At 63.7% G+C, this 23,569-nt stretch carries 24 protein-coding genes; 9 read left to right on the forward strand and 15 right to left on the reverse strand.

Going from position 1 to position 23,569, the window contains the following annotated elements:
• Positions 1-2: 2 nt before the first annotated feature.
• Both AB6N07_RS07215 and AB6N07_RS07220 read left to right on the forward strand, forming a co-directional pair.
• Positions 3-752: an SDR family oxidoreductase gene (locus AB6N07_RS07215; RefSeq protein ID WP_370677124.1), complete on the forward strand. Its 750-nt coding sequence runs from the start codon at positions 3-5 to the stop codon at positions 750-752.
• Positions 753-934: 182 nt separating this feature from the next.
• The gene (locus AB6N07_RS07220; protein ID WP_370677125.1) at positions 935-1,831 is read left to right on the forward strand and encodes an SDR family oxidoreductase; all 897 of its coding nucleotides are present in this window, start codon (positions 935-937) and stop codon (positions 1,829-1,831) included.
• Between the two features lie 3 nt (positions 1,832-1,834).
• Here the strand turns inward: AB6N07_RS07220 and AB6N07_RS07225 are convergent, their stop codons facing one another.
• Entirely contained in the window at positions 1,835-2,533 is a 699-nt protein-coding gene (locus AB6N07_RS07225) for a hypothetical protein (protein WP_370677126.1), read from the reverse strand.
• Positions 2,534-2,693: 160 nt separating this feature from the next.
• On the opposite strand from AB6N07_RS07225, the gene AB6N07_RS07230 reads away from it, so the two are divergent.
• The 3 genes from AB6N07_RS07230 (at position 2,694) to AB6N07_RS07240 (ending at position 4,418) form a co-directional block, all read left to right on the forward strand.
• Positions 2,694-3,746 carry a helix-turn-helix domain-containing protein gene (locus AB6N07_RS07230; RefSeq protein WP_370677127.1) on the forward strand — a complete coding sequence of 351 codons (1,053 nt, stop codon included), beginning with the start codon at positions 2,694-2,696 and terminating at the stop codon, positions 3,744-3,746.
• Positions 3,747-3,843: 97 nt separating this feature from the next.
• On the forward strand, positions 3,844-4,068 hold the full coding sequence (locus tag AB6N07_RS07235) for an antitoxin MazE family protein (protein ID WP_370677128.1): 225 nt from the start codon (positions 3,844-3,846) through the stop codon (positions 4,066-4,068).
• Entirely contained in the window at positions 4,065-4,418 is a 354-nt protein-coding gene (locus AB6N07_RS07240; RefSeq protein ID WP_370677129.1) for a type II toxin-antitoxin system PemK/MazF family toxin, read from the forward strand. Before AB6N07_RS07235 ends, AB6N07_RS07240 begins: the two co-directional genes overlap by 4 nt.
• Positions 4,419-4,439: 21 nt before the next feature.
• On the opposite strand, the gene AB6N07_RS07245 is transcribed toward AB6N07_RS07240, so the two are convergent.
• A complete protein-coding gene (locus AB6N07_RS07245; RefSeq protein ID WP_370677130.1) occupies positions 4,440-5,672 on the reverse strand; it encodes an MFS transporter in 1,233 nt (410 codons plus the stop codon).
• 90 nt (positions 5,673-5,762) lie between these two features.
• Between AB6N07_RS07245 and AB6N07_RS07250 the strand changes: the two genes are divergently transcribed.
• Positions 5,763-6,623, forward strand: coding sequence for a LysR family transcriptional regulator (locus tag AB6N07_RS07250; protein WP_370677131.1), 861 nt, complete (start codon positions 5,763-5,765; stop codon positions 6,621-6,623).
• Between the two features lie 6 nt (positions 6,624-6,629).
• On the opposite strand, the gene bioB is transcribed toward AB6N07_RS07250, so the two are convergent.
• From bioB to AB6N07_RS07265, 3 genes are all read right to left on the reverse strand, one after another.
• Entirely contained in the window at positions 6,630-7,661 is a 1,032-nt protein-coding gene (bioB, locus tag AB6N07_RS07255) for a biotin synthase BioB (protein WP_370677132.1), read from the reverse strand.
• On the reverse strand, positions 7,658-8,233 hold the full coding sequence (locus tag AB6N07_RS07260) for a biotin transporter BioY (RefSeq protein ID WP_370677133.1): 576 nt from the start codon (positions 8,231-8,233) through the stop codon (positions 7,658-7,660). The genes bioB and AB6N07_RS07260 overlap by 4 nt, the downstream gene beginning before the upstream one ends.
• A gap of 133 nt (positions 8,234-8,366) precedes the next feature.
• Positions 8,367-8,993 (reverse strand): GntR family transcriptional regulator, encoded by a 627-nt coding sequence (locus AB6N07_RS07265; RefSeq protein WP_370677134.1) that lies wholly within the window; start codon positions 8,991-8,993, stop codon positions 8,367-8,369.
• A gap of 329 nt (positions 8,994-9,322) precedes the next feature.
• Between AB6N07_RS07265 and AB6N07_RS07270 the strand changes: the two genes are divergently transcribed.
• The 3 genes from AB6N07_RS07270 (at position 9,323) to AB6N07_RS07280 (ending at position 11,882) form a co-directional block, all read left to right on the forward strand.
• Complete coding sequence (locus tag AB6N07_RS07270; RefSeq protein ID WP_370677135.1) at positions 9,323-9,694, forward strand: methyltransferase domain-containing protein; 372 nt, start codon at positions 9,323-9,325, stop codon at positions 9,692-9,694.
• A gap of 320 nt (positions 9,695-10,014) precedes the next feature.
• Entirely contained in the window at positions 10,015-10,929 is a 915-nt protein-coding gene (locus AB6N07_RS07275; protein ID WP_370677136.1) for a macro domain-containing protein, read from the forward strand.
• A complete protein-coding gene (locus tag AB6N07_RS07280) occupies positions 10,914-11,882 on the forward strand; it encodes a DarT ssDNA thymidine ADP-ribosyltransferase family protein (protein WP_370677137.1) in 969 nt (322 codons plus the stop codon). Before AB6N07_RS07275 ends, AB6N07_RS07280 begins: the two co-directional genes overlap by 16 nt.
• Positions 11,883-12,265: 383 nt before the next feature.
• On the opposite strand, the gene AB6N07_RS07285 is transcribed toward AB6N07_RS07280, so the two are convergent.
• The 10 genes from AB6N07_RS07285 to AB6N07_RS07330 form a co-directional block, all read right to left on the reverse strand.
• Entirely contained in the window at positions 12,266-12,526 is a 261-nt protein-coding gene (locus tag AB6N07_RS07285; protein ID WP_370677138.1) for a hypothetical protein, read from the reverse strand.
• Positions 12,523-13,359 (reverse strand): S-formylglutathione hydrolase, encoded by an 837-nt coding sequence (gene fghA / locus AB6N07_RS07290; protein ID WP_370677139.1) that lies wholly within the window; start codon positions 13,357-13,359, stop codon positions 12,523-12,525. The genes AB6N07_RS07285 and fghA overlap by 4 nt, the downstream gene beginning before the upstream one ends.
• A gap of 108 nt (positions 13,360-13,467) precedes the next feature.
• Entirely contained in the window at positions 13,468-14,580 is a 1,113-nt protein-coding gene (locus AB6N07_RS07295; protein WP_370677140.1) for an S-(hydroxymethyl)glutathione dehydrogenase/class III alcohol dehydrogenase, read from the reverse strand.
• Positions 14,581-14,606: 26 nt separating this feature from the next.
• Positions 14,607-14,888, reverse strand: a complete 282-nt coding sequence (locus AB6N07_RS07300) for a metal/formaldehyde-sensitive transcriptional repressor (RefSeq protein WP_370677141.1) — start codon at positions 14,886-14,888, stop codon at positions 14,607-14,609.
• 242 nt (positions 14,889-15,130) lie between these two features.
• A complete protein-coding gene (locus tag AB6N07_RS07305) occupies positions 15,131-15,643 on the reverse strand; it encodes a DUF1543 domain-containing protein (protein WP_370677142.1) in 513 nt (170 codons plus the stop codon).
• 176 nt (positions 15,644-15,819) lie between these two features.
• Positions 15,820-17,391 carry a methyl-accepting chemotaxis protein gene (locus AB6N07_RS07310; protein ID WP_370677143.1) on the reverse strand — a complete coding sequence of 524 codons (1,572 nt, stop codon included), beginning with the start codon at positions 17,389-17,391 and terminating at the stop codon, positions 15,820-15,822.
• A 278-nt stretch (positions 17,392-17,669) separates the two neighbouring features.
• Positions 17,670-18,518, reverse strand: a complete 849-nt coding sequence (locus AB6N07_RS07315; protein WP_370677144.1) for a DUF3313 domain-containing protein — start codon at positions 18,516-18,518, stop codon at positions 17,670-17,672.
• A 303-nt stretch (positions 18,519-18,821) separates the two neighbouring features.
• Positions 18,822-19,709 carry a VOC family protein gene (locus tag AB6N07_RS07320; protein ID WP_370677145.1) on the reverse strand — a complete coding sequence of 296 codons (888 nt, stop codon included), beginning with the start codon at positions 19,707-19,709 and terminating at the stop codon, positions 18,822-18,824.
• Between the two features lie 214 nt (positions 19,710-19,923).
• A complete protein-coding gene (locus AB6N07_RS07325) occupies positions 19,924-21,258 on the reverse strand; it encodes an AAA-associated domain-containing protein (protein ID WP_370677146.1) in 1,335 nt (444 codons plus the stop codon).
• Positions 21,259-21,279: 21 nt separating this feature from the next.
• On the reverse strand, positions 21,280-23,013 hold the full coding sequence (locus tag AB6N07_RS07330) for an ABC transporter permease (protein WP_370677147.1): 1,734 nt from the start codon (positions 23,011-23,013) through the stop codon (positions 21,280-21,282).
• Positions 23,014-23,569: the final 556 nt, after the last annotated feature.

Genomic DNA, 23,569 nt, shown 5'->3' on the forward strand with positions numbered 1-23,569 from the left:
TCATGACCACCACCACGCATCCCGCCGCCAAGGTCGCCATCGTCACCGGCGCCTCGCGCGGCATCGGCGCGGCGATCGCCCGCCGCCTTGCCCACGACGGCTTCACCATCGTCGTCAACTATGCCGGCAACGCCGCCGCCGCCGAGGCGGTGGTGACCGACATCGAGCAGAGCGGCGGCCGCGCTGTCGCCCATCAGGCCGATGTCGCCGATGCCGCCGCCGTGGCCCGCATGTTCGAGTCCGTCGAGGCGGCTTTCGGGCGGATCGACGTCGCCGTCAACAACGCCGGCATCATGAAGCTATCGCGCCTTATCGACGCCGACGACGCCGGGATCGACGCCACCATCGCCGTCAATCTGAAGGGCAGCCTCAACGTCATGCGCGAGGCGGCGCGCCGGCTCGGCGATGGCGGCCGTATCGTCAACTTCTCCACCTCGGTGATCGGGCTGCGGCTTGAGACCTACGGCGTTTATGCCGCCACCAAGGCGGCCATCGAGGCGCTGACCGGCGTGCTCGCCAAGGAGCTGCGCGGCCGGTCGATCACCGTCAACGCCGTGGCGCCAGGGCCGACGGCCACCGACCTGTTCCTCACTGGCAAGTCGGACGAACTGATCGACCGCATGGCCAAGATGAACCCGCTGGAGCGCCTCGGCACGCCCGAGGATATCGCCGCCGCCGTCGCCTTCCTGGTTGGCCCCGATGGCGGCTGGATCAATGGCCAAGTCATCCGCGCCAACGGCGGCATGCTCTGAGAAACCGTTTTGAAATTCTACTCCGGCGGCCGTCTGACGCGACTTTCTGCGCTTCCGGTGCTCACGGACAGAAAGTCCGCTCCGCTCCGGTTCTCGACAGCCACGCCAGCCGACTCACCGGAGCGAATTTCCGAAACGGTTTCTGCGCTCTGAGCCAAACCATTCACTGAAAAGAGAAAATCATGTCCAAAGTCATTCTTGTTACCGGTGCGTCGAGCGGGTTCGGTCGGCTCACTGTTGAGGCGCTGGCTCGCGCCGGGCACACCGTATGGGCGTCGATGCGCGATATCGGCGGGCGGAACGCTGGGAACGTGGCGGCGTTGGCCAAGCTGGCAGATGAGGCCGGCGTCGATCTCAGGAGCGTCGAGCTCGACGTTCAGTCGCAGGCGTCGGTGGATGCCGCCGTGGCGCGCGTCATTGCCGAAAGCGGCCGGATCGACGTGCTGATCCACAATGCCGGCCACATGGCCTATGGCCCAGCCGAGGCCTTCACGCCCGAGCAGTATGCTTTGCTCTACGACATCAACGTGGTGAGCACCCAGCGGGTCAATCGCGCCGTGCTGCCGCACATGCGGGCACGCCGCGACGGGCTCGTCGTCTGGGTATCGTCGAGCAGTGTGGCCGGGGGCACGCCGCCGTGGCTTGCGCCTTACTTCGGCGCCAAGGCGGCGATGGACGCCATTGCCGTGCAATATGCTCGCGAGCTGGCGCTGTGGGGGATCGAGACCTCGATCATCGTGCCGGGCGCCTTCACCTCCGGCACCAACCACTTCGCCCATGCCGGCGCGCCCGCCGATGCCGCTGTCGCCGCCGATTACGAAGCCGGCCCCTATGCCGGCTGGGGTGACCGCATCCGCGATGCCTTCGCGGCGATCGTGCCGGAGGACGCCGACGCCTCGCTGGTGGCGGATGCCATCGTTGATGTGGTGGGCCAGCCGTTTGGCGCGCGGCCCTTCCGCGTCCACATCGACCCGAGCCGCGATGGCGCTGATGTCGGCTTCGCCGTCACCGATCGCCTGCGCGAGGAGATGCTGCGCCGGGTGGGCTTCGATGAGTTGCTGAAGCCCAGAGCCAAGTGAGGCTCACTCGATATGGGCGCGCAGGAAGCTGGCCTTGATGTCGATGGCCGGCTTGGCGCCAAGGGTGTTGGGCAGGACGCTGTCGACCAGCGCCGCGCCCGCCTCCACCTTGTAGCTCACCTTGGTGCCGGCCACGAAGCCGAGGGTGACGTCGAGCGCCCGAGCATCGAGGGCGATGGTTTCGGTGTTGTCCACCTTGTCGAAGGTGAGGTTGGAACGGAGCGCATCGCCCTTCAGAAGCAGCGAGCTGGCATGGCCCCTGAAGCTGATGTCGGCGGCCTTGCTGTCGAGCGAGACGGCCGAGAAATCACCGTCGAGGCTGACTTGCGCCGCCGCCTGCTGGATGGTCACCGTGCTCGCCTTGGGCAGGTTGGCCTTGAGCGCAACGACGCAGTCGGACGTGTCCGGCCAGGGGGCACCGACGTCGACGTGAAGCGTGCCGCCCTCGACGCGCATCCGGCCGGCCGAGCGGCAATCGCTGGCGAAGAACGCCGAATACCAGTTGGCGAACCAGCCGGAGCGTCGGCCGCCCAGCGTGGCCTCAAAAGGCGCGTCCGCCGTGGTGAGGGCAATGGAGCTGGCGTCGCCGGTGATCGAGATGGTGGTGATGCCGGTGAGGTCGAGGCGCTGCTCATCGCCGCTCTCGGCACTGGCGGGCAGGGCGGTGAGCAAGAGGAGGAGGGTGGTCAGTCTGGCGGTCATGGCGGGGCTCCATCGAGGGGACCTGATGGATTTGCCGGCAAGGCGCCCGCGCCGCGACCTCGAACGCGATTGAGGACGGCCTTGAACGCGATCGTGGATGTGGCACAAACGGAGCGAAGCGCGGCGCGACGAAACGACATCGGACGTGCTAGGAAAAGCCATGCTGTCGATCCCCTTGTCGTTCGTCGTCTCGTTCATCCTCTGCCTCATTCTCGTGCGGATGATCCGGCACGGAGCGGAGAAGTTCGGCCTGTTTCCGCTGCTGGTCGCGGTGTTCGCCGTGCAGGCCACCGTGTCCGGGCTGAACTGGGACATGGGCTGGCGGCCAGCGCGGATGATCCAGCCGGTTCTCGCCGCGCTGTTGCCGGCCCTGTCCTTTGTGGCCTTCGACCGGCTGCGCCACCATGCGCGGGCACGGCCGTTGTGGCCGCACCTGCTGCCGGCGGGGTTGATCGCGCTGCTGGTCGCCTTCCGGGGCGAGGCGATCGATCCTGCGCTGTTCGTGATCTGCATCGGCTACGGCGTGGCGCTTCTCGCCGTGGCGCGGCACGGGCCGAGCGCGCTCTCCGCCGTGCGCTTCAGTGACGAGCGAACGGCCTATCGGGCGCTTCTCGCCATTGCCGCGCTGCTCATCGTCACCGCCGTCGGCGACGCGGCGATCTCGGTCGACCTGTTCCTCGGCAATGGCGACAGGGCGCGAACGCTGCTGGTGGCCGCCAAGCTGCTGTGGCTGGGTGTTGCCGGCTATGCCGCCACCGTGGCCGGCGACAGTCGCCCCGAACCAGAGGTGGAAGCGGACGTTGGAGGCGAGAGGAGAACGGCCGAGGAGGCCGCCCTCTCGGCCGCTCCTCCCGATGACGACACCGCCGAGGCGGATGCCGCCGTGGTCGGGCGCATCGAAGCGCTGATGGCGGAAAAGCAGCTTTACCGCGACCCCGACCTGACGCTGGAGCGCCTCGCCCGCCGCGCCGGCATTCCCGCCCGGCAGATCTCGGCGGCGCTCAACCGCATCCATGGCCGCAATGTGTCGCAGGTGGTCAACGAGTATCGGGTGCGCGACGCGCAGCGGCGGCTGAAAGAGACCGACGATACGGTGACCGTGGTGATGCTGGAGGCCGGCTTCGGCACCAAGTCCAACTTCAACCGCGAGTTCCTCAGGGTGACGGGCATGACGCCGAGCGCCTATCGGCGGGCCGGATCGAGGGGCCATTAGGTCTTGAGGTCGGCTTTCACCGGGCCGCACGGGCCGTTATTGGCAAAGTCCACGTATCTGTGATAGGTTACATGTAACCCGTATTGAAGGAGGAAGCATGTCCTCTCTATCTAGCCCCAAGTCGTCGCGCGTGAAGGTCAGCGAGCACCGCGCCCGTCTGCGCGCCCAAGGGCTGCGTCCCATCCAGATCTGGGTGCCGGATGTGCGCGCGCCGTCGTTCAAGGCTGAGGCACACCGCCAATCGCTCGCTGTCGCCGCGAGCGCCGAGGCAGCGGAGGACCAGGCGTTTATCGATGCCGTGAGCGACTGGGGCGATGAATGAGGCGGGGTGACATCTGGACCGTTTCGGGTGGCAAGGATTACGCTGGCAAGCCGCGCCCTGTGGTGATCGTCCAGGATGACAGCTTCGACGGAATGGACTCGATCACCGTTTGCGCGTTCACCTCGAACGCCACCAAGGCGCCTCTGTTTCGTTTGCCTGTGGAGGCCAGCGAGCGTAACGGCTTGCACCTTGCCTCTCGCCTGATGGTCGACAAGATCAACACCGTTCCGAAGTCCAAGCTCGGCGATCGGATCGGACGACTTGATGATGAGGACATCGTGCGCCTCAATCAGGCAATGTTGGTGTTTCTGGGTTTGGCCGTTTCTCCGAAGGGAAGAGCTGGCGGCTGATCGCCGTCCTTTAGGCAGACCTCACCCCGCCACTCGCCCCCGCAACAGTGGCAGCGCCAGCGCCACCACCGGCAGGATCAGCGCCGCCCAGGCGGCGGTGTAGCCGACATGATCGACGATCAGCCCGAACAGGTAGGGGCCGAGCGCCATCACCGCCAGACAGATGGTGGAGGCGAAGGCGACGGTGGAGGCGATGGAGCCCTTGGGCGCGCTCTCGGCGATCTGCAGCAGGTAGATCGGGAACCAGCCGATGCCGAACCAGCCGAGCACCGCCAGCACGATGGCGACGACCGGCAGCGGTAGGCCGGCCGGCAGCAGGGCGAGGGCGAGCGCGGCGCCGGCCGCTATCAGCGATACGATGCCGAACGACTGGACGCGCCGGCCCGGCCGGAAGCGGTCGCTCAGCCAGGGCAGCAGCACGCGCCCGGGGATGCCGGCGAGTTCCGTGGCGGCGAACAGCGAGGCGGCGGCCATAAGCCCCAGGCCGAGGCCATCGGCCAGAAAGCCGATCACATGGGCGGTCAGCGTGAACTGGAAGGCCGACATGGCAATGCCGAGCCGCAGCACCGGCCAGAAATCCCGGTTGGCGCCGACGGCGCGGATCAGGTCGCGGAGCGGTAGCGGCCGCTCGGCCTTGCTCAGCACCTCGTCGCCCTCGCGATACAATCCCCAGAACAGCGCCGCGCCCAGCACCGACACCGCCGCGCCCACCCACACCGCCGCGTGCCAGCCGTGGTGGAGCGCCAGATAGGGCAGCACCGCCGCCGCGATCATGGTGCCGAAGGGCACGGCGGCCTGCCGGAAGCCGGTGGCGATGCCGCGATGGCGGGGCGGAAACCAGCGCATGATGGCCCGTGTGCCGCCGGGCTGCACCGCCGCGTAGGTGCCACCGAGGAAGGCCATGGCCAGCAGCAGCGCCGGCAGGCCGTTGGCCAGACTGGCGGCGCCGGCCATGGCCAGCGCCATGCCCAGCATGGCAAGGCCCACCACTTTGCGCTCGCCGTAAAGGTCGATGGCGCGGCCGAGCATGAACATGGTGGCGATCTGCACGCCGTTCATCACGGTGACGGCCAGCGAGGCCGAGGCGAGCGACACGCCGAGGGCGTCGCGCCAGAAGGGCACCAGAATGTAGATGCCTTGCGACACGAAGGAGCCGGCGGTCTGCGTGCCAACGGCCACCGCCAGAACCGTCCAGACGTGGGGATCGATGGAGGTCGCGACGGGTGGCAGGGCAGAGGTGTGCGAGGAGGCCATGGGGGTGTTCCGGTTGGTTTTCCGTCCATAGACACCGCCCGACACCCAACAGAAACTGCCTCTTGCATGTTTCAATGATTAGCGTTTGTTATGATGGCCATGCGCTTGCTTGATCCCGAGGCGGTGGAAGCCTTCCTTCTCGTTGCCGAACTTCAGTCGTTCACCCGGGCGGCCGGCCTGCTCAACACCACGCAGGCGGCCGTTTCGCTGCGCCTGCGTCGGCTGGAAGACCTGCTGGGCCAGCGCCTTCTGGAGCGGACGCCGCGCCACGTGCGGCTGACCGCCGCCGGCGAGCGTTTCGTCGGCCCGGCGCGCGAGTTCGTCTCCGCCGGGCGGCGGGCGGCCGAGGCGTTCGCCGAAGGGCCGAGCCGGCTTGCCATCGGCATCACCCACCACCTCGTCGGCCCCGATCTGCCGCGCCTGTTGCGCGTGGTCAGCGAGCGGGAGGCCGGCGTGACGCTGCATCTGCGCACCGCCGGCACGCGGGCTCTGCTCGACCTCTACGATGCCGGCGCGCTCGACGCCGTCATCGTGCTGCGCCACGACGAGAGCCGGCGGGGCGGCGAGGTGCTGCTGACCGAGAGCTTCGGCTGGTTCGCGGCGCCGGATTTCGCCTCACCGCTCGGCGCGCCGGTGCCGCTCGCCATCCAGCCCGAGCCGTGCAGCCTGCGGGCCATGGCGCTCCGGGCGCTCGCGGCCGCCGGCATCCCCTGGCAGGAAGCCTTCGTCGGCACCGGGGCCACGGCCGTCGGCGCCGCCGCCGAAGCCGGCCTCGCGGTGGCCCTGCTCGCCCACCGCGCCGCGCCGAACGGCGTCGTCGACATGGGCGACAAACTCGGCCTGCCGCCGCTGCCCCAACGCGACGCGGTGATGCACTCCAACGTCACGGGCGCACGGGCGGCCTCGGCGCTGAGCCGCATCGCCGGGGCGTTCCGGGCAATGCCGGGGTGAAGGCAGTCAGTGAGGACAGTGACAGGTCTCGGCGCTCGCCCCGGCCATCTGGCCGACGGCCCCCGACTCCTTCAGCGGGCAAGCGCGATCGCCGATGGCGGCGAACAGGTCGGCGTCCTCGCCGATCTCGGCGTTGGGCGTGGTGAGCAGCTTGTCGCCGTAGAACACCGAGTTGGCGCCGGCCACCAGACAGAGGATCTGCGCCTCGCGGTTGAGCGCCGAGCGGCCGGCCGACAGGCGCACCGTGGAGCCCGGCAGTACCAGGCGGGCGGTGGCCACCATGCGCACCAGATCGAGCGGATCGACCGTGGGACGGTCGGCCAGCGGTGTGCCCTTGACCGGCACCAGCGCGTTGATCGGCACGCTTTCCGGGTGCGGATCCATGCCGGCCAGCACCCGCAGCATGGAGGCGCGGTCGCGCACCGTCTCGCCCATGCCGATGATGCCGCCGCAGCAGAGATCGACGCCGAAGGAGCGCACCAGAGCCAAGGTATCCAGCCGGTCTTGATAGGTGCGGGTGGTGATGATCCGGCCGTAGAACTCGGGGCTGGTGTCGAGGTTGTGGTTGTAGGCGGTGAGGCCGGCCGCCGCGAGGCGCTCGGCCTGGTGCGGCTTCAGCATGCCCAAGGTGACGCAGGCCTCCATGCCGAGGGCGCGAACGCCCCGGACCATGTCGATGACGGCGTCGAACTCGGCGCCGTCGCGCACCTCGCGCCAGGCGGCGCCCATGCAGAAGCGCTCGGCGCCGGCATCGCGGGCGGTTTCGGCCAGCGCGATCACCTTGGCCGGGTCCATCAGCCGGTCCTTGGTCAGCGCCACCTCGCGGTGGTGGGCCGACTGCGGGCAATAGGCGCAGTTCTCGGGGCAGCCGCCGGTCTTGATGGAGAGCAGGCTGGCCTTCCGCACCCGGTTGGGATCGTGATGGGCGCGGTGAACGGCGTTGGCGCGGCCGATCAGCTCGAGCAGCGGCAGGTCGTGGAGGGCGGCGATCTCGTCCACCGTCCAGTCCTGCCGGATGGTTCCGTCGGCGGCGCTCACGCGGCCGGCCCCTTGAAGCGGGCGAGCGTGGCCGGCACGGCCGTGCATCCGGCCGCCACCAGCGCCACCTTGACGATATCGCCGAGGATGAATGGCGCGAGGCCCAGCGCGATCAGCTTGTCGGCCGGCACGTAGAGCGCGAGCCAGGCAAGGCCGAGCGCGTAGATCGGCACGAGGCCGGCCAGCATGGCGAGCAGGCGGCCCACGATGCCCCGACCGGCGGCCAGCGTGCCCACCAGTCCGGTGGCGACGAGGTAGCCGGCGAGATAGCCGCCGGTGGGGCCGGCCATGTAGGCAAGGCCGATGCCGCGTTCGGGCGAGCCGGAGAACACCGGCAGGCCGGCGGCCCCCGCTGCGAGGTAGGCCACGAAGATCGACAGCGCGAGGCGCGGGCCGAGGGTGACGGCGAACAGCATCACCGCGAGCGTATGCAGCGTCATCGGCACCGGCCAGAAGGGGATCTGAACCTTGGCGGCCAGCGTCATCAGCGCCGTGCCACCGACGATGATCAGTGCCACGCGGGCCGTCTGCGACAGGCGGCTTCCGGTCGACCATTCGGATGCGTTGCTCATGCTGCGTCTCCTTTTCCGAAATTATAGATAATTTCAAGAATCTATCGCTAAAGGAGTCCACAGAACGACGCGCTTGGCAAGAGCCAAGCACGCGGCATCATTCAGAGTTAAGCTAAGAAGCTGGTAAGGCTGACTATTTCGGCTCTTTGCGACCCACCGTCCGCACGTGCCGAGCCAGCACGGCGGCGGCTGTGTCGGCCTGTCCGGCCCTGAGCGCATCAAGGATGGCGCGATGATCGCGGTCGGTGGGGGCTTCCCATTCGGCCCGCCAGCCGGAGAACAGGAAGCGAGCGCTGGCGGTCTGCAAGTCGTCGATCGCCTTTAGGAGACGCGGCATGCCGCAGGGCGTCAGGATGATGCGGTGGAACGCGCGGTTGGCCTCTTCCCAGGCGTAGACGTCGCGCGCCCGATCGCCAGCCCGGTTGGCGTCCTCAGCCTGATCGAGAATGGCTTTCGTCATATGCGGGAAGGCGTTACGCAGCGCCAGCGCCTCCAGCGACGCCCGCATTTCCGACACCTCGCGTACCTCCTCGCGGCTGAAGCCGGCCACCCGCACACCCCGGCGCGGCTCGCTCACCACCAGCCCCTGCGACTCCAACAGGCGAAATGCTTCGCGAACCGGCACATGGCTGGCCCCGAATTCCTCGGCCACATGGTCCTGCCGAAGGCGGCTACCGGCCTCAATGGCGCCGGAAATGATCCGCTCGGCCAGCGTCTTGCTGATCCGCGCGGAGATGGGCTCTGATTTGGCGGTGCTCATGAATTATAGATAATTCATGAGGGGGGAGGTGTCGAGGGGATCTGCCGGAATGGTGCTATAGATATCGGACTCGCACGGCCTGCAAGACGGTGGGAGGAAGATCGTGGCCACCATCGAAATGAGCTTCGGCCGGAAGGCCTTCGGGCTGAATCCTGCCGCCTACCTCGCCGCTCGGCCGGACTATCCCGATAGGCTCTATGGCCTGCTCCCCGCGCGCTGCGGCCTCGGCCCCGGCGCCAAGGTGTTCGAGATCGGCACCGGCACGGCGACGCGCCGGCTGCTGGCGCTCGGCGCTGATCCGCTCATGGCCATCGAACCGGGTGCGCGGCTTGCCGCCTTCCTGCGGGCGGCCAACCCCGGCCCGGCGCTCGATGTGGTGGTCGCTCGCGCTCGAGGAAGCGGCGCTGGAAGAGGGCGCCTTCGACCTCGGCATCTGCGCCGCCGCCTTCCATTGGCTCGACGAAGACGCGACGCTCCAGAAGGTGGCGCGGCTGCTCCGCCCCGATCCGTTCCATGACGCAACGAGCGACTTGCTCTCCGGCTTCGACATCCCTCCGGACGGCGAACGCGGTATCCCCTTCGGCCTCGACGCGGAAGTCCGAAGTACCGCCCTCAAGCGCTGCGGCGCCTTTGATGTCGTGGAGCAGAGGATTGTGCCGTGGCAAATGGTGCTAACCGTCGATCAGACGGTGGCCCTCTAGCGACGTACTCCAACCTCACCACACGGGAGGATAGTGAGGCGGTGCTGGGGGGATTGGTAGGTTTGCAAGGGATGAGTTCGTGGGAAGGGTGGAGAGGAACATAACGACGAGTGTGTTTGTGAGGCCGAGGGGGGGCAAAAGCGATGAGTTTGTCACTCTCGGATTGACCTCTTCGTTAATCCCGTGAGACGATAGCTGGCCGGAATGTGAGTGCATGGAGACTGTCATGTCTGAGACTCTGTGCCCATCCAACCGATATTCGAGACTTGATTATATTAATGTGATATATTAGAACGAAAAGAGAACGCAGGTGCTCCTTGTTGACATATGTTCGAACCAGCCTTTTTGATTCTCCAGCTCAAACGTTGGTCAACACGGTCAACGTCGTAGGAGTTATGGGAAAAGGCATCGCACTTGAGTTTAAAGAGCGTTATCCAGATATGTTCAGGGCTTATAAGAAGCTCTGCGATAGCCATTCGTTGGACATTGGGAAGCTCCATCTCTGGCGCGCCTCAGATCATTGGGTTCTAAATTTTCCCACCAAAACAACTTGGCGCCAGCCTTCTAAGCTTGAATATATTGAAGCTGGACTAGAGGTCTTTCAACGCTCCTACAAGGCGATGGGTATCGCATCGGTATCCTTTCCTCCTTTAGGTTGTGGTAATGGTAACTTAGACTGGCGCGATGTACGGCCTCTAATGGAGCGTTATTTGGCTAGGATCGAAATACCCGTTTATGTGCACGATCGACAAGTTCCTCAAACATTTATTGCCGAGCATCAGCTTCCTGAAGAAAAGCGTGTTCCGATTAGTTTTAATGAGTTTACGCATGATATTATGTTTAGGATTGAACGTAGCAGAAACTTCTCCACTTTGAGAAACACATCTGAGTTTGTTGCTCGCTGGGTGGAAGACGGAAATATTATAATCGAAAGATCAACTGGTCGCAGCGAAATTATAGATCGTGAGTTGATAGAGGCGGCTTGGTCAGCTTTACAGAATGGCATGCTTACGGCGGATCAGTTCGCGGATGAACCTTCTAAGAAGTTAAAATCTTATCTCTTTCCTATTCTTGCTTCCTTACCTTATGTAAAGGTCGCGGAGATTAGTAAGCCAGGCTGGCTAGAGGGAAGCCAAGGGCACGCATTATATATTAGTCGTGATGACCGAAAGAGTGGGGCACAGATGGATGCTGTGTCTTCAGGATCTGGGGAGCAGGCGTGCCTATCACTCTAGCTCGAGCTCGAAAGCATGTCAGCGACCAAACGGCACGCTTGAAGGGCAGCAATCGTGCTGGATGGCCACAGTTTTTATATCATGCATGTGACGTAACCACGGCAATTAACGTAGTCCGCCATGGTGAGTTAAAGTGTCGCAATGACGCTTCTGGCTTTCTCGATGTGGCGAATGGAGGGGCTCTTAATATTTTCGATGGCTCCCATTCGTGTGCTCGCTTGTATTTCCGTCCGAAAAACCCGTTTCATTTCAGAACTGAAGGCATAAAGTGTATTGCAGACCAATGGCGCTTGGCTAACCATATGTCCATACCCGTTATGTTTGTTTTCGACTTGGTTTCCGTTATTACTTTGCCTGGGGCAAAATTCAGTAGTGGGAACGTTCAAAAATCTCGTTCATTTCTGGATGGGGACACCGCTTTTGGTGAGCTTGATTTCACTGCAATTTATCATGACTCACCTACAAATTCCGGAAATAAAGAATACATACTGAATATGCGTATGTCGGAAGTGGGTGTCGAAAGAAAGGTTCCACTTTTCCCTCATCTCAAGGCGATTGTATTCCGTACTCAATCGGACATGCGTACGTTTGAATATTTACTTGAGAGGGATGGAATATTTTGTCCATATAAGAGATTCGTGGAGAGGTCTCGTGGAACGTTATTTTTATCGAGAGCATTTTATATTAATGATCTTAGTTTTTCTGAGGATGTTGTGAGTCTGACATTTAATTTTCCAATTGATTTCTCTCCTTCTGATCGGGTATTTAAAGTATATATTTGTCAAAATGTGGTAGGTCAATCATCGATTTACGATAAGCCTGTAGAGTTGAGAAAGCCAACTTTCCGGGTGAAGAATTTTAGGCCTGATACATCTGCGATCTGGTTGATTAGGCTGGAAGATCAGCTCGCTTTTAACGGAAGAATTCAGGCAGAGGTTTCCGAACTATTCTGATAGTGAAGTTCGGCGCCGCAGAGGCGGATTAAAAATCCCTCGGCCCCGCAAGGAGCCCCCACAGCCCCATCACCGCATCGCGCACCTCGATCGTCAAGGGGGGGGCGACCATGCCTTCGATGGCGGTGTTGGTGAGGATGATGGAGGGATGCTATTCGCCCGGTCGACGAACCAGTTGTGGTCGTAGCGCCGCCCCCACTGAATGGTGCCTGCGGCTCGCGGGCTGCCGGCGGTGGCGGAGTCGGCAGGACTATCCAGAGCCGTAGCCGAAGCTAAGCCGGGGCGCATAGCGTTCTTTTCAGGCGGCCCTTGCGGCGCGGCTATCCGCTCGACGGCTGCGGGCTTTACAAGGTAGGCGCAGAGTGGCGGATGTCGCCTCCCCCTCACTCACACGCAAACGCCGTCTTCCCCAGATCCCCCAGCCTCCGGAACACCTCATCCCCCGCCTCGTTGAGCTCAGCGAGATGGCCGAGGGCGTCCTTGTGGCGGCCGGCTTCGAACAGTTTCAGCGTGGCCACCGCTTCCTGGTGGACGCTGGCGTGGGCTGGTTCGATGGAGCGGAGTTGGCTGAGCGACTTGATCTTGGGGTCGGTCACCCTGTCGTACCACAGGCCGAGGGCGACGCACCGGGGTTTGCCCTTCATTGAAGCCGCTCGGCGTGCCAACGAATATGGTCAGCCATGAACGTCGAGATGAACAGATACGAATGGTCGTAGCCATCACGCATATTGAGCGTCAAATCGATGCCTGCCTTCTGACAGGCATTTTTGAGGAGCTCGGGCCTTAGTCCAGTTTCCAGGAACGGGTCGGCCGTTCCCTGATCGACCAGCAGCTCCTTTACCCGATATCCGTCCTCGATCAGCAAGGTCATGTCGTGGGCTCGCCATGCGGCGGGATTGTCGCCGAGGTACTTTTGAAAAGCTGGCTGTGACCAGTCCGCGGTCGATGGCTGACAAATCGGGGCGAATGCCGAGACGGAGGTGAAGCGTTCTGGAGTCTTCAGGGCAAGCGTGATGGCTCCATGCCCCCCCATCGAATGTCCGAAAATGCCCTGCCGCTTGTTATCGATGGCAAGACCGGCGCCATCCAGAAGCCGCGGCAGTTCCTCCATGATGTAAGTCTGCATTCTGTAGTTTTGGGCGAAAGGCTCTACGGTGGCGTCGAGATAGAAGCCAGCGCCTTTCCCAAACTGCCAATTGTCGGGTTCGTCGGGAATGTCATCGCCGCGAGGACTGGTGTCGGGGCAGATGATTGCGACGCCGAGGTCGGCGGCGGCCCGGCGATATTCGCCTTTGTCCATGACGTTCTGATGGGTGCAGGTGAGACCCGACAGGTACCATAACATCGGTACTTTCGCGACTTGAGCCCGCGGCGGCATGAAGACCGCGAATGTCATGTCGCAGCGGCAGGCCTCGGAGGCATGCGAGAACACATATTGGGAGCCGCCAAAGGACTTGCTGACCGAGATTTGTTTCATTGCTGACCTGTCGAATGGGCGAGAGTCGATGGACTGGGAGAGCGCTTGGGCATCCGCGGTTGCCGATGGAACAGTGGATGCCCGCATGCAAACGCATGCGACGAGTGATCAGTATTCGATGACCGAACGGATCGACTTGCCTTCATGCATGAGATCGAAAGCGGTGTTGATCTCTTCAAGCGGCATTTTATGGGTGATCAGATCATCGATGTTGATCTTGCCGTCCATGTACCAGTCGACGATCTTCGGTACGTCAGTACGCCCACGGGCGCCACCGAAGGCCGAGCCCTTCCAGACGCGGCCGGTAACCAGCTGGAATGGGCGCGTGGAAATCTCCTTGCCTGCCTCGGCCACGCCGATGATGATCGATTCACCCCAACCGCGATGCGCCGCTTCCAGCGCCTGACGCATAACGTTGACGTTGCCGGTCGCGTCAAATGTGTAGTCGGCGCCGCCGTCGGTCAGCTCCTGGATGGCTTGCACGACTTTGTCGCTGCCGATCTCCGCTGGATTTATAAAGTCGGTCATACCGAACTTCCGGGCCATCGGCGCCTTGTTCGGGTTGAGATCAACGCCGATGATCTGATCGGCGCCGACCATACGGGCGCCCTGGACGACGTTGAGGCCGATACCGCCGAGACCAAACACCACGACCTTCGAACCGGGACGCACCTTGGCCGTATAGATGACGGCGCCGATCCCCGTCGTGACACCGCAGCCGATATAACAGATCTTGTCGAACGGCGCGTCTTCACGGATCTTCGCCAATGCGATTTCCGGCAGAACCGTGAAGTTCGAAAACGTCGAGCACCCCATGTAATGGAAGATATCGCCGCCATCACAGGAGAAACGGGTCGTGCTGTCCGGCATCAGACCTTGCCCCTGCGTCGAGCGGATGGCCGTGCAGAGGTTGGAACGCTGGGAAAGGCAGGTTTTGCACGCGCGACATTCCGGAGTGTAGAGCGGGATGACGTGATCACCAACCTTGAGCGAGGTGACGCCCGCGCCGACTTCACGCACGATTCCCGCGCCTTCATGACCGAGGATCGCTGGGAACTTGCCTTCGGAGTCGAGGCCTGACAGCGTGTAGGCGTCGGTATGGCAGACGCCTGTAGCCATGATTTCGACGAGAACCTCGCCTGCCTTCGGCCCACTGATCTCGATCGTTTCGATGGTCAGGGGCTTGTTTGCCTCCCAGGCAACGGCTGCTCTGCTTTTCACAAGGCCTCTCCTTCAGGGGAGCGTGCCTATTTCAAATAGGCGCGCAGGATTTTCATGATGTCGTCCATCTGATCGTCTCCGACCGATGGTGTCTTCGCGGGCGCTGGGTGGCTCATCGTTTCACGGAGATGGATCTCCAGCACTTCGGCCATCAACCCGCCCGCCGCGCCGCGCATGGCGGCAATCTGCTGGAGGAGAAGGCGACATTCGGTGCCTGCCTGCACTGCTCTTTCCAATGCTTCGACCTGTCCCTTGATGCGTCTGAGACGTGTCGTGGCCTTCTTTTTGTCTTCAGCCGAGTATGGCATTCGCGCGCTCCTAAGTGGCAATACGCATACTGGACAGAGTGTGTCAATATACTGGAGGGAGTATGGGAGATGCGCGGAGCGTCGTATCATGACCGGCAAGCCGGCGACAGGTCTTGGCTTTGAAAGTTGAGAACCAAGCTGAAGAGTGGATATATGATTGTGACAATAAATATTTCTCGGATGCGGGAATCCATATCCTCCTTCGGAGGCAGGCGTTTCGGCGCTTCCTTGGCTCCCCGCCCTCAGGCCTTGTCGATCAGGATATAATCCGCCGTAAACTCGAACGGCTTCATCTCACTGGCCTTGGTCAGGTGGATGAAATGGCCGTACTGGCGGAGCGCGGCCGATAGATCTACCGCCTGGTCGACTTCGAACAGCTTGTCCTTGTGCGGCTGCTTCCAGCCTTTCACCAGCTTCAGCGCCTTGGCCTTGGCGGCGTTGGCGTCTTCGGCGACGATCAGCACGTTTTTGTGCTGCTCGGTGAATTCGGCCGGGTCGTAGCCGCCGAGGTTGATGAAGAACAGCCGGTTGGGCGTGGGCTCGGGCGCCGTGGTCCGCAGCGTGATGTCATGGCCGTCGGCCTGTTCGATGGCGGCCCAGCAGTCGACGTGGAACTTTGCCTTGTCGCCCCACCATTGCGCCCTCAGGTCGGCAAAGCAGTCCTCGACCTTGTCGCCGATCGAAAAGCGGATGTCGTGCAACTCGACGTTCGAGTTCCTGAAATTGCCGCCGACCTGAAACATGAAGAGCTTCAATGCAATCTCCCTGGCTGAGTCACGGTTCTGTATGGCGCGTGGACTCGCCGGGGGATGTCAGTAGAGGAGAATGGACGGTGTGCCGGAGCGCTTGAGATCAGATGGAAAACAATGGGCCGCGCCGACTTCCGCCGGGCGCGGCCCCCTTGCGTTGAACGTGACCCGAGGTCGCGCCCTCACTCACAGCTAAACGCCGTCTTCCCCAGATCCCCCAGCCGCTTGAACACCTCGTCGCCCGCCTCGTTGAGCTCTGCGAGATGGCTGAGGGCGTCCTTGTGGCGGCCGGCTTCGAACAGTTTCAGCGTGGCCACCGCTTCCTGGTGGACGCGGGCGTGGGCCGGCTCGATGGAGCGGAATTCGCTCAGCGACTTGATCTTGGGGTCGGTCACCTTGTCGTACCACAGGCCGAGGCGGCAGCAGTGGTGGTCGGGTACCTTGGCGCTGAGGAAGTTGCCGTAGCCGAGCAGGGTGTCGATCACCTTCTTCTTGAACAGCACGTGGTCGATCTTGGCGATTTCCAAGAGCATGGCCGGGTCGACGGAATCCTGGAACAGCGCCTTGGATTCATCGGCGTTGCGCTGGTTGCTGGTCTCCACCTTGTCGGCCATCTGCTTGAGCAGCGACTGATTGTGCTGGGCGAGGAACGCGGCGGCGTCCACCGACGTGGCAATTTCGGCGCTGGCCGCCTGCTGCTCTTCCAGCACGGCGGCGATGGAGTCGATGCGCGTCAGCACCGTGGCGACGCGCTCGCCGATGGTGCTCATGGCGCCCGACACCTCGTCGATCACCGTTCCGCCGGTGGCGACGGCGGTGTTGGTGTGCGACATGGCGTCCGTCATGCCCTCTATCACCTGGCGCATGCTCTCGATGCGGGCGTTGATGTTCTCGGTGGCGCTAGCCGTCTGGTTGGCCAGCACCTTCACCTCGGAGGCGACCACGGCAAAGCCCTTGCCGGCCTCGCCGGCCCGCGCCGCTTCGATGGTGGCATTGAGCGCCAAGAGGTTGGTCTGGTTGGCGATGGTGTCGATGACGGAGAGGATCTGGGCGATCTGGTCGAAGGCCGCTTCGAGCTCGGTCACCTTGGCCTTGGTCTCGTCGGTGGTGGCGCTGATGTTACCCATGGCGGCGCGCAGCTTTTCCACGGCGGCGGTCGATTGCATGGCGGCATCGGAGGCGCTGCGCGATTCATTCAACGCCTCGTGGCTGGCCCTGGATATCTCGCCGATCGAGGCCACCATCTCGGCCGTCGAACTGGCCATCGCCTGCGAACTGGTGGTGAGGTCGCCCATGTTGTAGGCGAGGCCCGACATTTCCACCGCGATGGCGTTGACGTCGGAAATGGTGGCGGCGATGCGGCCGATGGAGTGCCGCGTGAAGCAGGCGCGCAGCGTCTCGCTCTCGGCGCTGACGCGGCGCTCGGTCATGGCGCGTTCCAGCGCCGTCATCACCTTGGCATAAGCAAGGCAGAGGTCGGAGGCGGCGCCCGAGCGGCCGAAGGCGAAGGGCGATTTGCGCATCAGCGTCGGCAGCGCGGCGGCCATGTGGGCTTCCACGCCGGCGGCGAGCGCGCCGAGATCGGTGCCTCCGGCGAGGAGGTCGGCAAGGCGGCGCTCCGGCGCGGTGGCGTCGAACAGGCTGGCGACAAGCCCCTTAACATCCCCCTGGGATGACACCGTTGTCGACCGAGGGGATCCCGACGCGGCGCCGGGGGAAAAAGTTGAATTCAGTGAAGCAGTTGAGGTCGCCATGCGCAGTCTCCTAAGCGCGGCGATCCTGGAGCGGAACCCGTTAACGAAGTGTAGAATTCCGCAAGCTGCAACCAAGAAACGACAAGGTAAGAAGGGGCAAGGCGCAAATCTGCAACCAAGGCGGTTATCACCCTCCGTATTAACGTCTATCTGGTTCGGCGGCCTCAAGATTTATTGTAGTTTTGGTCGCCGTTTGCCCAACGCGGCCGGCCCCGTAGCTGATTAGCCGGCTTCGAATCAAATCTGAGTTTGGCCCGGCAAGAGCCGCCGGCCGAGGGTCATTGCCTCGGCTCGGGCGGCTTGTCGGTCCATTGCGGCGGGGCGCCGACCATGCCGGCGACCATGCCGGGCACGCCGGGCGCACGGCCGAAGGTGTCGCAGGCCGGATATTTGGGCTGGCCGCCGAAGAAGGAGCCGATCCGCGCCAGGGTCGGCAGGTGGAAGTCCATCAGGGAGGGTTCCTTGCCGGCGATGATCAGGTCGGAGAAGTCGCCGCCGTAGGAGGCGGCGAGGCTGTAGGCGTCGCCGACATCGGATACGCTCGGGTTGTTGGTGATGGAGTTGGCGCCGCGCGCCCAGACAATGGCGGCGCGCTGGATTTGCCCGCTGTCGAGCGCCTCGCCCTCGATGGCGACGCCGCCGAGCCCTATGGGAATGCGGGGAATGCTGACCGGCAGCACGAAGCCGCTGCCCAGCGAGGTCACGGCGGATACGCCAGCCATCGTCTTGTTGGTCGGCACCACGTCGATCACCGAATTGCGGATGGTGAGGTCAGCCGGCTGGTCGGGCGCCACCACCTGATACTTGTCGCTGAGCGCCACGCAGACGGCGCGGTCGAGCGCCCGCGTCACCAGATCGCGGTCGCCGTTGGCCGGAACCCTGGCGATTGCCTGGGGCGAGAAGGTGGCCGGCAGGATGCGGACCGTTTTGGCGCCGGCCACGGCGTCTTTGTCGACATAGGCGCGGGACTTGCCGAGCATGCCGCTTTCCTTGCCGAGCCGGTCGTAATTGGAGAGCGTGCCGCCTTGCTTGAGGGGAACCGAGGCGCAGCCGGCCAGCACCAGCGCGGCGCCGAGGAGCAGGGGGGCGGATCGGCGGCGGCTGTTGGCGGCGCAGGCATCATTCATTCAGTTGGCTCTTCTCACGGCTGAGGACATGCGCCTTTCTGTCACGAATCGATGTGGCGGATTGCTGACTTTTTCGCTACCGCCGCCGATTTATTTCGCCGTGACGGAAGACGGCGAGGCCCATGCTCCAAAGAGCGCCGTTTCCGGCTCCCTTCATACCAATTCGCGAAGAGGCTGATGCATCCGCTCATGGAACCATTGCCGATTTCTCATTTGCATCAGGGGCATGAGAAATCGGCAAGCAGAATACCAAGAGGCATTTCAATGCATCTTGGTATCAGCCCTGCCTTGGGGCGATAAGGGTCAGCTCGATGCCGGTGGGGTCGGTGAAGCGAAGTCCGCCGGTGGTAATGGAGGCGTCCGCCAGCCGGCTCGCCGCCGCAAATACCTCCCGATCGGCGACGTGCAGGCTGAAGCGCCTGAGACGGGCGCTGCCCTTGGGGGAGGCGCGCTGTCATAGCCGAGCCAGGTATTGAGCCCGATGCGATGGGTGAACGTGCTGCCGGCGCCCAGATCGGCAAAGCCGATGTGCGGCAGCGTCAGATTGCGGACGAAGCCCAGCCGTTCATAGAAGGCGATCGCGGCGGCGAGGTCCGGAACACTGAGGTTGATATAGGCAATGCGCGCGGCATCGGCGAGGCCGGCGTCGAGGTCGGCATTGCGGGCATGGTCGAGTTCCTCGATCATATTGAGCGGCGCACGGCCCGGATGGGGGCGCCCTTCGGGATCGAACAGCTCCACTCTGTGCACGAAATCGCCGAAGCGACCGAAGCGCTCCGGCGTTTCGTAGGCGATGACGAAGCCCATGCCGTCGGGATCGTGAAAGTAGAGCGCCTTCGACATCAGGTGGTCGTCCGGCGAGACGTCGATACGGTTGCCGATCAGTCGGGCAAACAGGCGGGAGAATTCCACCTGGTCGGGCACGCCGATGGCGATGTGAAAAAGACCGGTGTGGCGGCGCTGCTGGGCCGGATGCGTGGCGCCGCCATGCAGGATGAGCAGCGTTTCCGATCGAGTGCCGAGGGCGACGCCGTCCGCTGCCGGCCTTGGCACCATGCCGAGGGCCGAGGTCCAGAAGGACACGGCCCGCTCGACATCGGTCACCTCAAGTTCGACGGGGCCGTAGGAGACTCTCTCCGGACGGCCTTGCAACTTGGCCAACCGAGCCAGGCGACGGGCGGCGGTTTGCATGCGGCGACCCTCCAGGCTTTTAGAGAAAACTCAAAAATACAGGATGACCGCCTTGCGTAGAGAGGGGCGGGCTGACGGACTTGGGTGCGTCTCCAAGCGCGGGGGAGATCAGCAGATCCTACGTATAATACAGGACCTGTTTCTCGTCCTTTGATCGCGATGTTAAATGTTGATGCATTGCTCACAAAAACACGAACCCTGCCCCCCGAGGGCGTTACTCCGGGTTTTCCAAGCTAAACATGTCGGCGTTTTCGTCGAAGGCGAACAGTTCGGCGTAGCGCGCCCAGGCCACCACCGCCTTGAGCGTCTCGTCGGCATAGTCTTCCGACATGTAGTCTTCGAGCTGCTGGCGGAAGCGCACCGAGGGGGCGGTGTGGGTCGGCCGCTCGTCGAGCACGCTGCGGATCAGGCCGACGATCGGCACGTAGGACAGAAGATGCTGGGCGAACAGCTTCTTGCGGTCGTCGGTGCCGAGGCCGGTGAAGGTCTTGCCGGGTTCGGTGAGTAGCAGGTCGCCCTCGCTGAGGTTGGCCAGGCGGAGCAGTTGCAGCGTTTCGGCGAGGTGGAACAGCTCGTCGGCTTCCATTTGCAGCCGGTCGGCCAACACGGGCAGATCGGCCCGGCCGTGGAAGGGCTCGGCGGCCAGCGCTTCCAGAAGGCCGGCCATCTCGTTGGTGGAGACGGGGTTCAGCACCATGCCGACGCCGGTGCCGGGGATGCCGGCTCCCGCCGTGGTCTTCGGCTCTTCGCGCCGGGTCATGTGGGCGTAGATGCTGTCCACCAGCTTGCGGAAGGTCGGGTCGAGGCGGTTGCGCGGATGCGGCAGATCGACCTTCATCTCCGAGGCGATGCGGCCGGGGTTGGAGGAGAACACCAGGATGCGGTCGCACATCAGCACGGCTTCCTCGATGTTGTGGGTGACGATCAGTACCGATTGCATCGGCAGCCGGCCCTCGACCCAGAGGTCGATGATGTCGGTGCGCAGCGTTTCGGCCGTCAGCACGTCGAGCGCCGAGAAGGGCTCGTCCATCAGCATGATGTCGGGGTGGACCACCAGCGCCCGGGCAAAGCCGACGCGCTGGCGCATGCCGCCCGATAGTTCCTTGGGATAGGCGCTTTCGAAGCCGTCGAGGCCGATCAGGTCGATGGCTTCGAGCGCGCGGCGCCGCCGCTCGTCGGCGTCGATGCCGAGCGCTTCGAGGCCGAGTTCGACGTTCTGCAGCACGGTCAGCCAGGGGAACAGCGCGAACGACTGGAACACCATGGCAAGGCCGCGCGGTGGGCCGGAGATCGGCTTGCCGCGATAGAGCGCAACGCCTGTGGAGGGCGAGGATAGGCCGGCGATGATCCTGAGAAGCGTCGATTTCCCCGAGCCGGAACGGCCGAGCAGGCCGACGATCTCGCCGGAGCGGATGGTCAGGTCGACGTTTTCGAGAACCAGGAGGTCCTCGCCATTGGCCTTGGGGAACACCCGGCTGACGGCCTGGACATCGATCAGCTTTTCAGCAGTGGCAGTGGCAGTGGCGGTGGAGGAGGTGGTCATGGTCATGATCGGGAACCTTTCCACAGGTCAAGCAATGCGCAGGCGGCGTTCGGCGTAGCCATAGAGCGGGCGCCAGACGAGCCGGTTGGTGAGGGTGACGAAGAAGGACATGACGGCGATGCCGAGCACGACGCGCGGGAAGTTGCCGGCCGCCGTCGCCTCGGCGATGTAGGAGCCGAGCCCGGTGGCCGTCAGCTTGTGGCTGCCCCAGCTGGCCGCCTCGGCGACGATGGCAGCGTTCCACGAGCCGCCCGAGGCGGTGATGGCGCCGGTGACGTAGTAGGGGAAGATGCCCGGCAGGATGACGTTGCGCCACCAGCGCCAGCCGGTGACATGGAAGCTGGCGGCGGCATCGCGCAAGTCGGAGGGGAAGGCGCTAGCGCCGGCGATGATGTTGAACAGGATGTACCACTGGGTGCCCAGGATCATCAGCGGGCTCAGCCAGATATTGGCGTTGAGGTTGAAGCTGACGATCAGCATCACCACGGCGGGGAAGGCGATGTTGGCCGGGAAGGCGGCGAGGAACTGGGCCAGCGGCTGTACCCGCTCGGCAACGCGCGGCCGCAGGCCGACCCAGACGCCGATCGGCACCCAGACGAGGCTGGCGAGCGCGATCAGTACCAGCACGCGGATCAGCGTCAGAACGCCCTTTGCGAAGGCTTCGCCGACGTCGACAAAGCTGAGGCTGGCGCCGACGAAGCGCACCACTTCGAAGCCGATGTAGAGGGTGCCGATGACGACGACGGCCAGCCACAGACCGTCAATGAGGCGAGCGGATAGCCGCAGCCTGAACGATAGGCGTGGGACCGGCGGCAGGCGAAGGCGCCAGCGGCCGACGCCGCGCAAGGCGTCGGTGATCATCAGCGACAGGGCACGCAGGAAGCGCGTCTGGCGGAACAGGTCGAGCACCCAGGAGGACGGCGCTTCGCCGGAGGACGTCTGCTCGACGCGAAACTTGTCGGCCCAGGCGACGATCGGCCGGAACAGCAGCTGATCGTAACAGATGATCACGGCGAGCATGGTCAGCACCGCCCAGCCGATGGCCGAGAGGTTCTGCTGGTGGATCGCCTCGGCCACGTAGGAGCCGACGCCGGGCAGCGTCACCGTGGTGTCGCCGACGGTAATCGCCTCGGAGGCGACCACGAAGAACCAGCCGCCGGACATCGACATCATGGCGTTCCACACCAGACCCGGCATGGCGAAGGAGACATCGAGGTGCCAGAAGCGCTGCCACGGCGACAGGTGGAAGCTCTGGGACACCTCGTCGAGATCCTTCGGCACGCTGCGCAGCGACTGGTACATGGAAAAGGTCATGTTCCAGGCCTGGCTGGTGAAGATGGCGAAGATGCAGGCAAGCTCCGCCCCCAGCACGCGGCCGGGAAACAGGCCCATGAAGAAGACGACGGTGAAGGTGAGGAAGCCCAGGATCGGCACCGACTGCAGGATGTCGAGGATGGGGATCAGCACGATTTCGGCGCGCCGGCTTTTCGCCGCCGCCGTGGCGTAGACGAAGGTGAAGGCCAGCGACCAGACCATGGCGGCCAGCATGCGCAGCGTGGTGCGCAGCGCATATTCGGGCAGGTACCAGGGGTCGAGGCTGATGGGGGAGCCGGCCATGGCGGTCAGCGAACCGTCGGCCTGATCGACGCCATAGGCGATCAGCACCAGAAGGCCGAGGACCAGAACCAGGGCGGCGACGTCGAAGATGTTCGGCACAAGGCCGCGGCCGACGGCGGCCGGCCTAACATTATGAAAAACCATATTGAATCATCTCCTGACCGATAGAGGCCAGAGCCATGTCGCGAAAAAGGCGGCGCGTCGGGGTCAGGCTTCCGGTCTTCGACCGGAAAGCGACTGGCTCGGAGATGAAAGGAGGCGGCGTGTCAGCCGGGGTAGAAACAGCTTGCTTGGCATTGGCTCGTCCTCAGGCACGAAACGCGCTGGGCGAGCCGGGGACGGCTCACTCGTCGGCGCGGTTCGCGCGGTTGCGACTAGATCGACTGTGACTGTCCATGATCTTTCTGTTGGTTCGTGCGGCGGCGAGGGCCGCGCAGAACCCAATTCTTCCTGTCGGCTGTCATTGTCAAGCATCTTGAGCGTCCTGCCAGATCAGCAAATATTGAAGGGCTGACAGGCACGCGCGCGGCTTTTTTACCTTGATGATGGCGGTGGCGCTCATCCGGCGGAACGCGTTGCGGGGGACGCGCAATTCGCTGCGTCCGCCGTTTCACAGCCAGTGCTATGTCGCCGCGCCGTTCGCCTTCGCCGAAGCGCTGGTGGCGGCGCTGCTGCTGGCGGTGCTCATCGGCATGATGGT

Origin of the sequence: Pleomorphomonas sp. PLEO (assembly GCF_041320595.1) — a bacterium.
GTDB lineage: Bacteria > Pseudomonadota > Alphaproteobacteria > Rhizobiales > Pleomorphomonadaceae > Pleomorphomonas.

Coding starts and splice junctions, on each gene's coding strand:
- AB6N07_RS07215 (WP_370677124.1), top strand. CDS start 3: ATGACCACCACCACGCATCCCGCCGCCAAGGTCGCCATCGTCACCGGC.
- AB6N07_RS07285 (WP_370677138.1), bottom strand. CDS start 12,526: ATGAAGGGCAAACCCCGGTGCGTCGCCCTCGGCCTGTGGTACGACAGG.
- AB6N07_RS07240 (WP_370677129.1), top strand. CDS start 4,065: ATGAGGCGGGGTGACATCTGGACCGTTTCGGGTGGCAAGGATTACGCT.
- AB6N07_RS07310 (WP_370677143.1), bottom strand. CDS start 17,391: ATGGCGACCTCAACTGCTTCACTGAATTCAACTTTTTCCCCCGGCGCC.
- AB6N07_RS07250 (WP_370677131.1), top strand. CDS start 5,763: ATGATGGCCATGCGCTTGCTTGATCCCGAGGCGGTGGAAGCCTTCCTT.
- AB6N07_RS07235 (WP_370677128.1), top strand. CDS start 3,844: ATGTCCTCTCTATCTAGCCCCAAGTCGTCGCGCGTGAAGGTCAGCGAG.
- AB6N07_RS07225 (WP_370677126.1), bottom strand. CDS start 2,533: ATGACCGCCAGACTGACCACCCTCCTCCTCTTGCTCACCGCCCTGCCC.
- AB6N07_RS07300 (WP_370677141.1), bottom strand. CDS start 14,888: ATGCCATACTCGGCTGAAGACAAAAAGAAGGCCACGACACGTCTCAGA.
- AB6N07_RS07315 (WP_370677144.1), bottom strand. CDS start 18,518: ATGAATGATGCCTGCGCCGCCAACAGCCGCCGCCGATCCGCCCCCCTG.
- AB6N07_RS07325 (WP_370677146.1), bottom strand. CDS start 21,258: ATGACCATGACCACCTCCTCCACCGCCACTGCCACTGCCACTGCTGAA.
- AB6N07_RS07260 (WP_370677133.1), bottom strand. CDS start 8,233: ATGAGCAACGCATCCGAATGGTCGACCGGAAGCCGCCTGTCGCAGACG.
- AB6N07_RS07220 (WP_370677125.1), top strand. CDS start 935: ATGTCCAAAGTCATTCTTGTTACCGGTGCGTCGAGCGGGTTCGGTCGG.
- AB6N07_RS07230 (WP_370677127.1), top strand. CDS start 2,694: ATGCTGTCGATCCCCTTGTCGTTCGTCGTCTCGTTCATCCTCTGCCTC.
- AB6N07_RS07245 (WP_370677130.1), bottom strand. CDS start 5,672: ATGGCCTCCTCGCACACCTCTGCCCTGCCACCCGTCGCGACCTCCATC.
- AB6N07_RS07330 (WP_370677147.1), bottom strand. CDS start 23,013: ATGGTTTTTCATAATGTTAGGCCGGCCGCCGTCGGCCGCGGCCTTGTG.
- AB6N07_RS07320 (WP_370677145.1), bottom strand. CDS start 19,709: ATGCAAACCGCCGCCCGTCGCCTGGCTCGGTTGGCCAAGTTGCAAGGC.
- fghA (WP_370677139.1), bottom strand. CDS start 13,359: ATGAAACAAATCTCGGTCAGCAAGTCCTTTGGCGGCTCCCAATATGTG.
- AB6N07_RS07265 (WP_370677134.1), bottom strand. CDS start 8,993: ATGAGCACCGCCAAATCAGAGCCCATCTCCGCGCGGATCAGCAAGACG.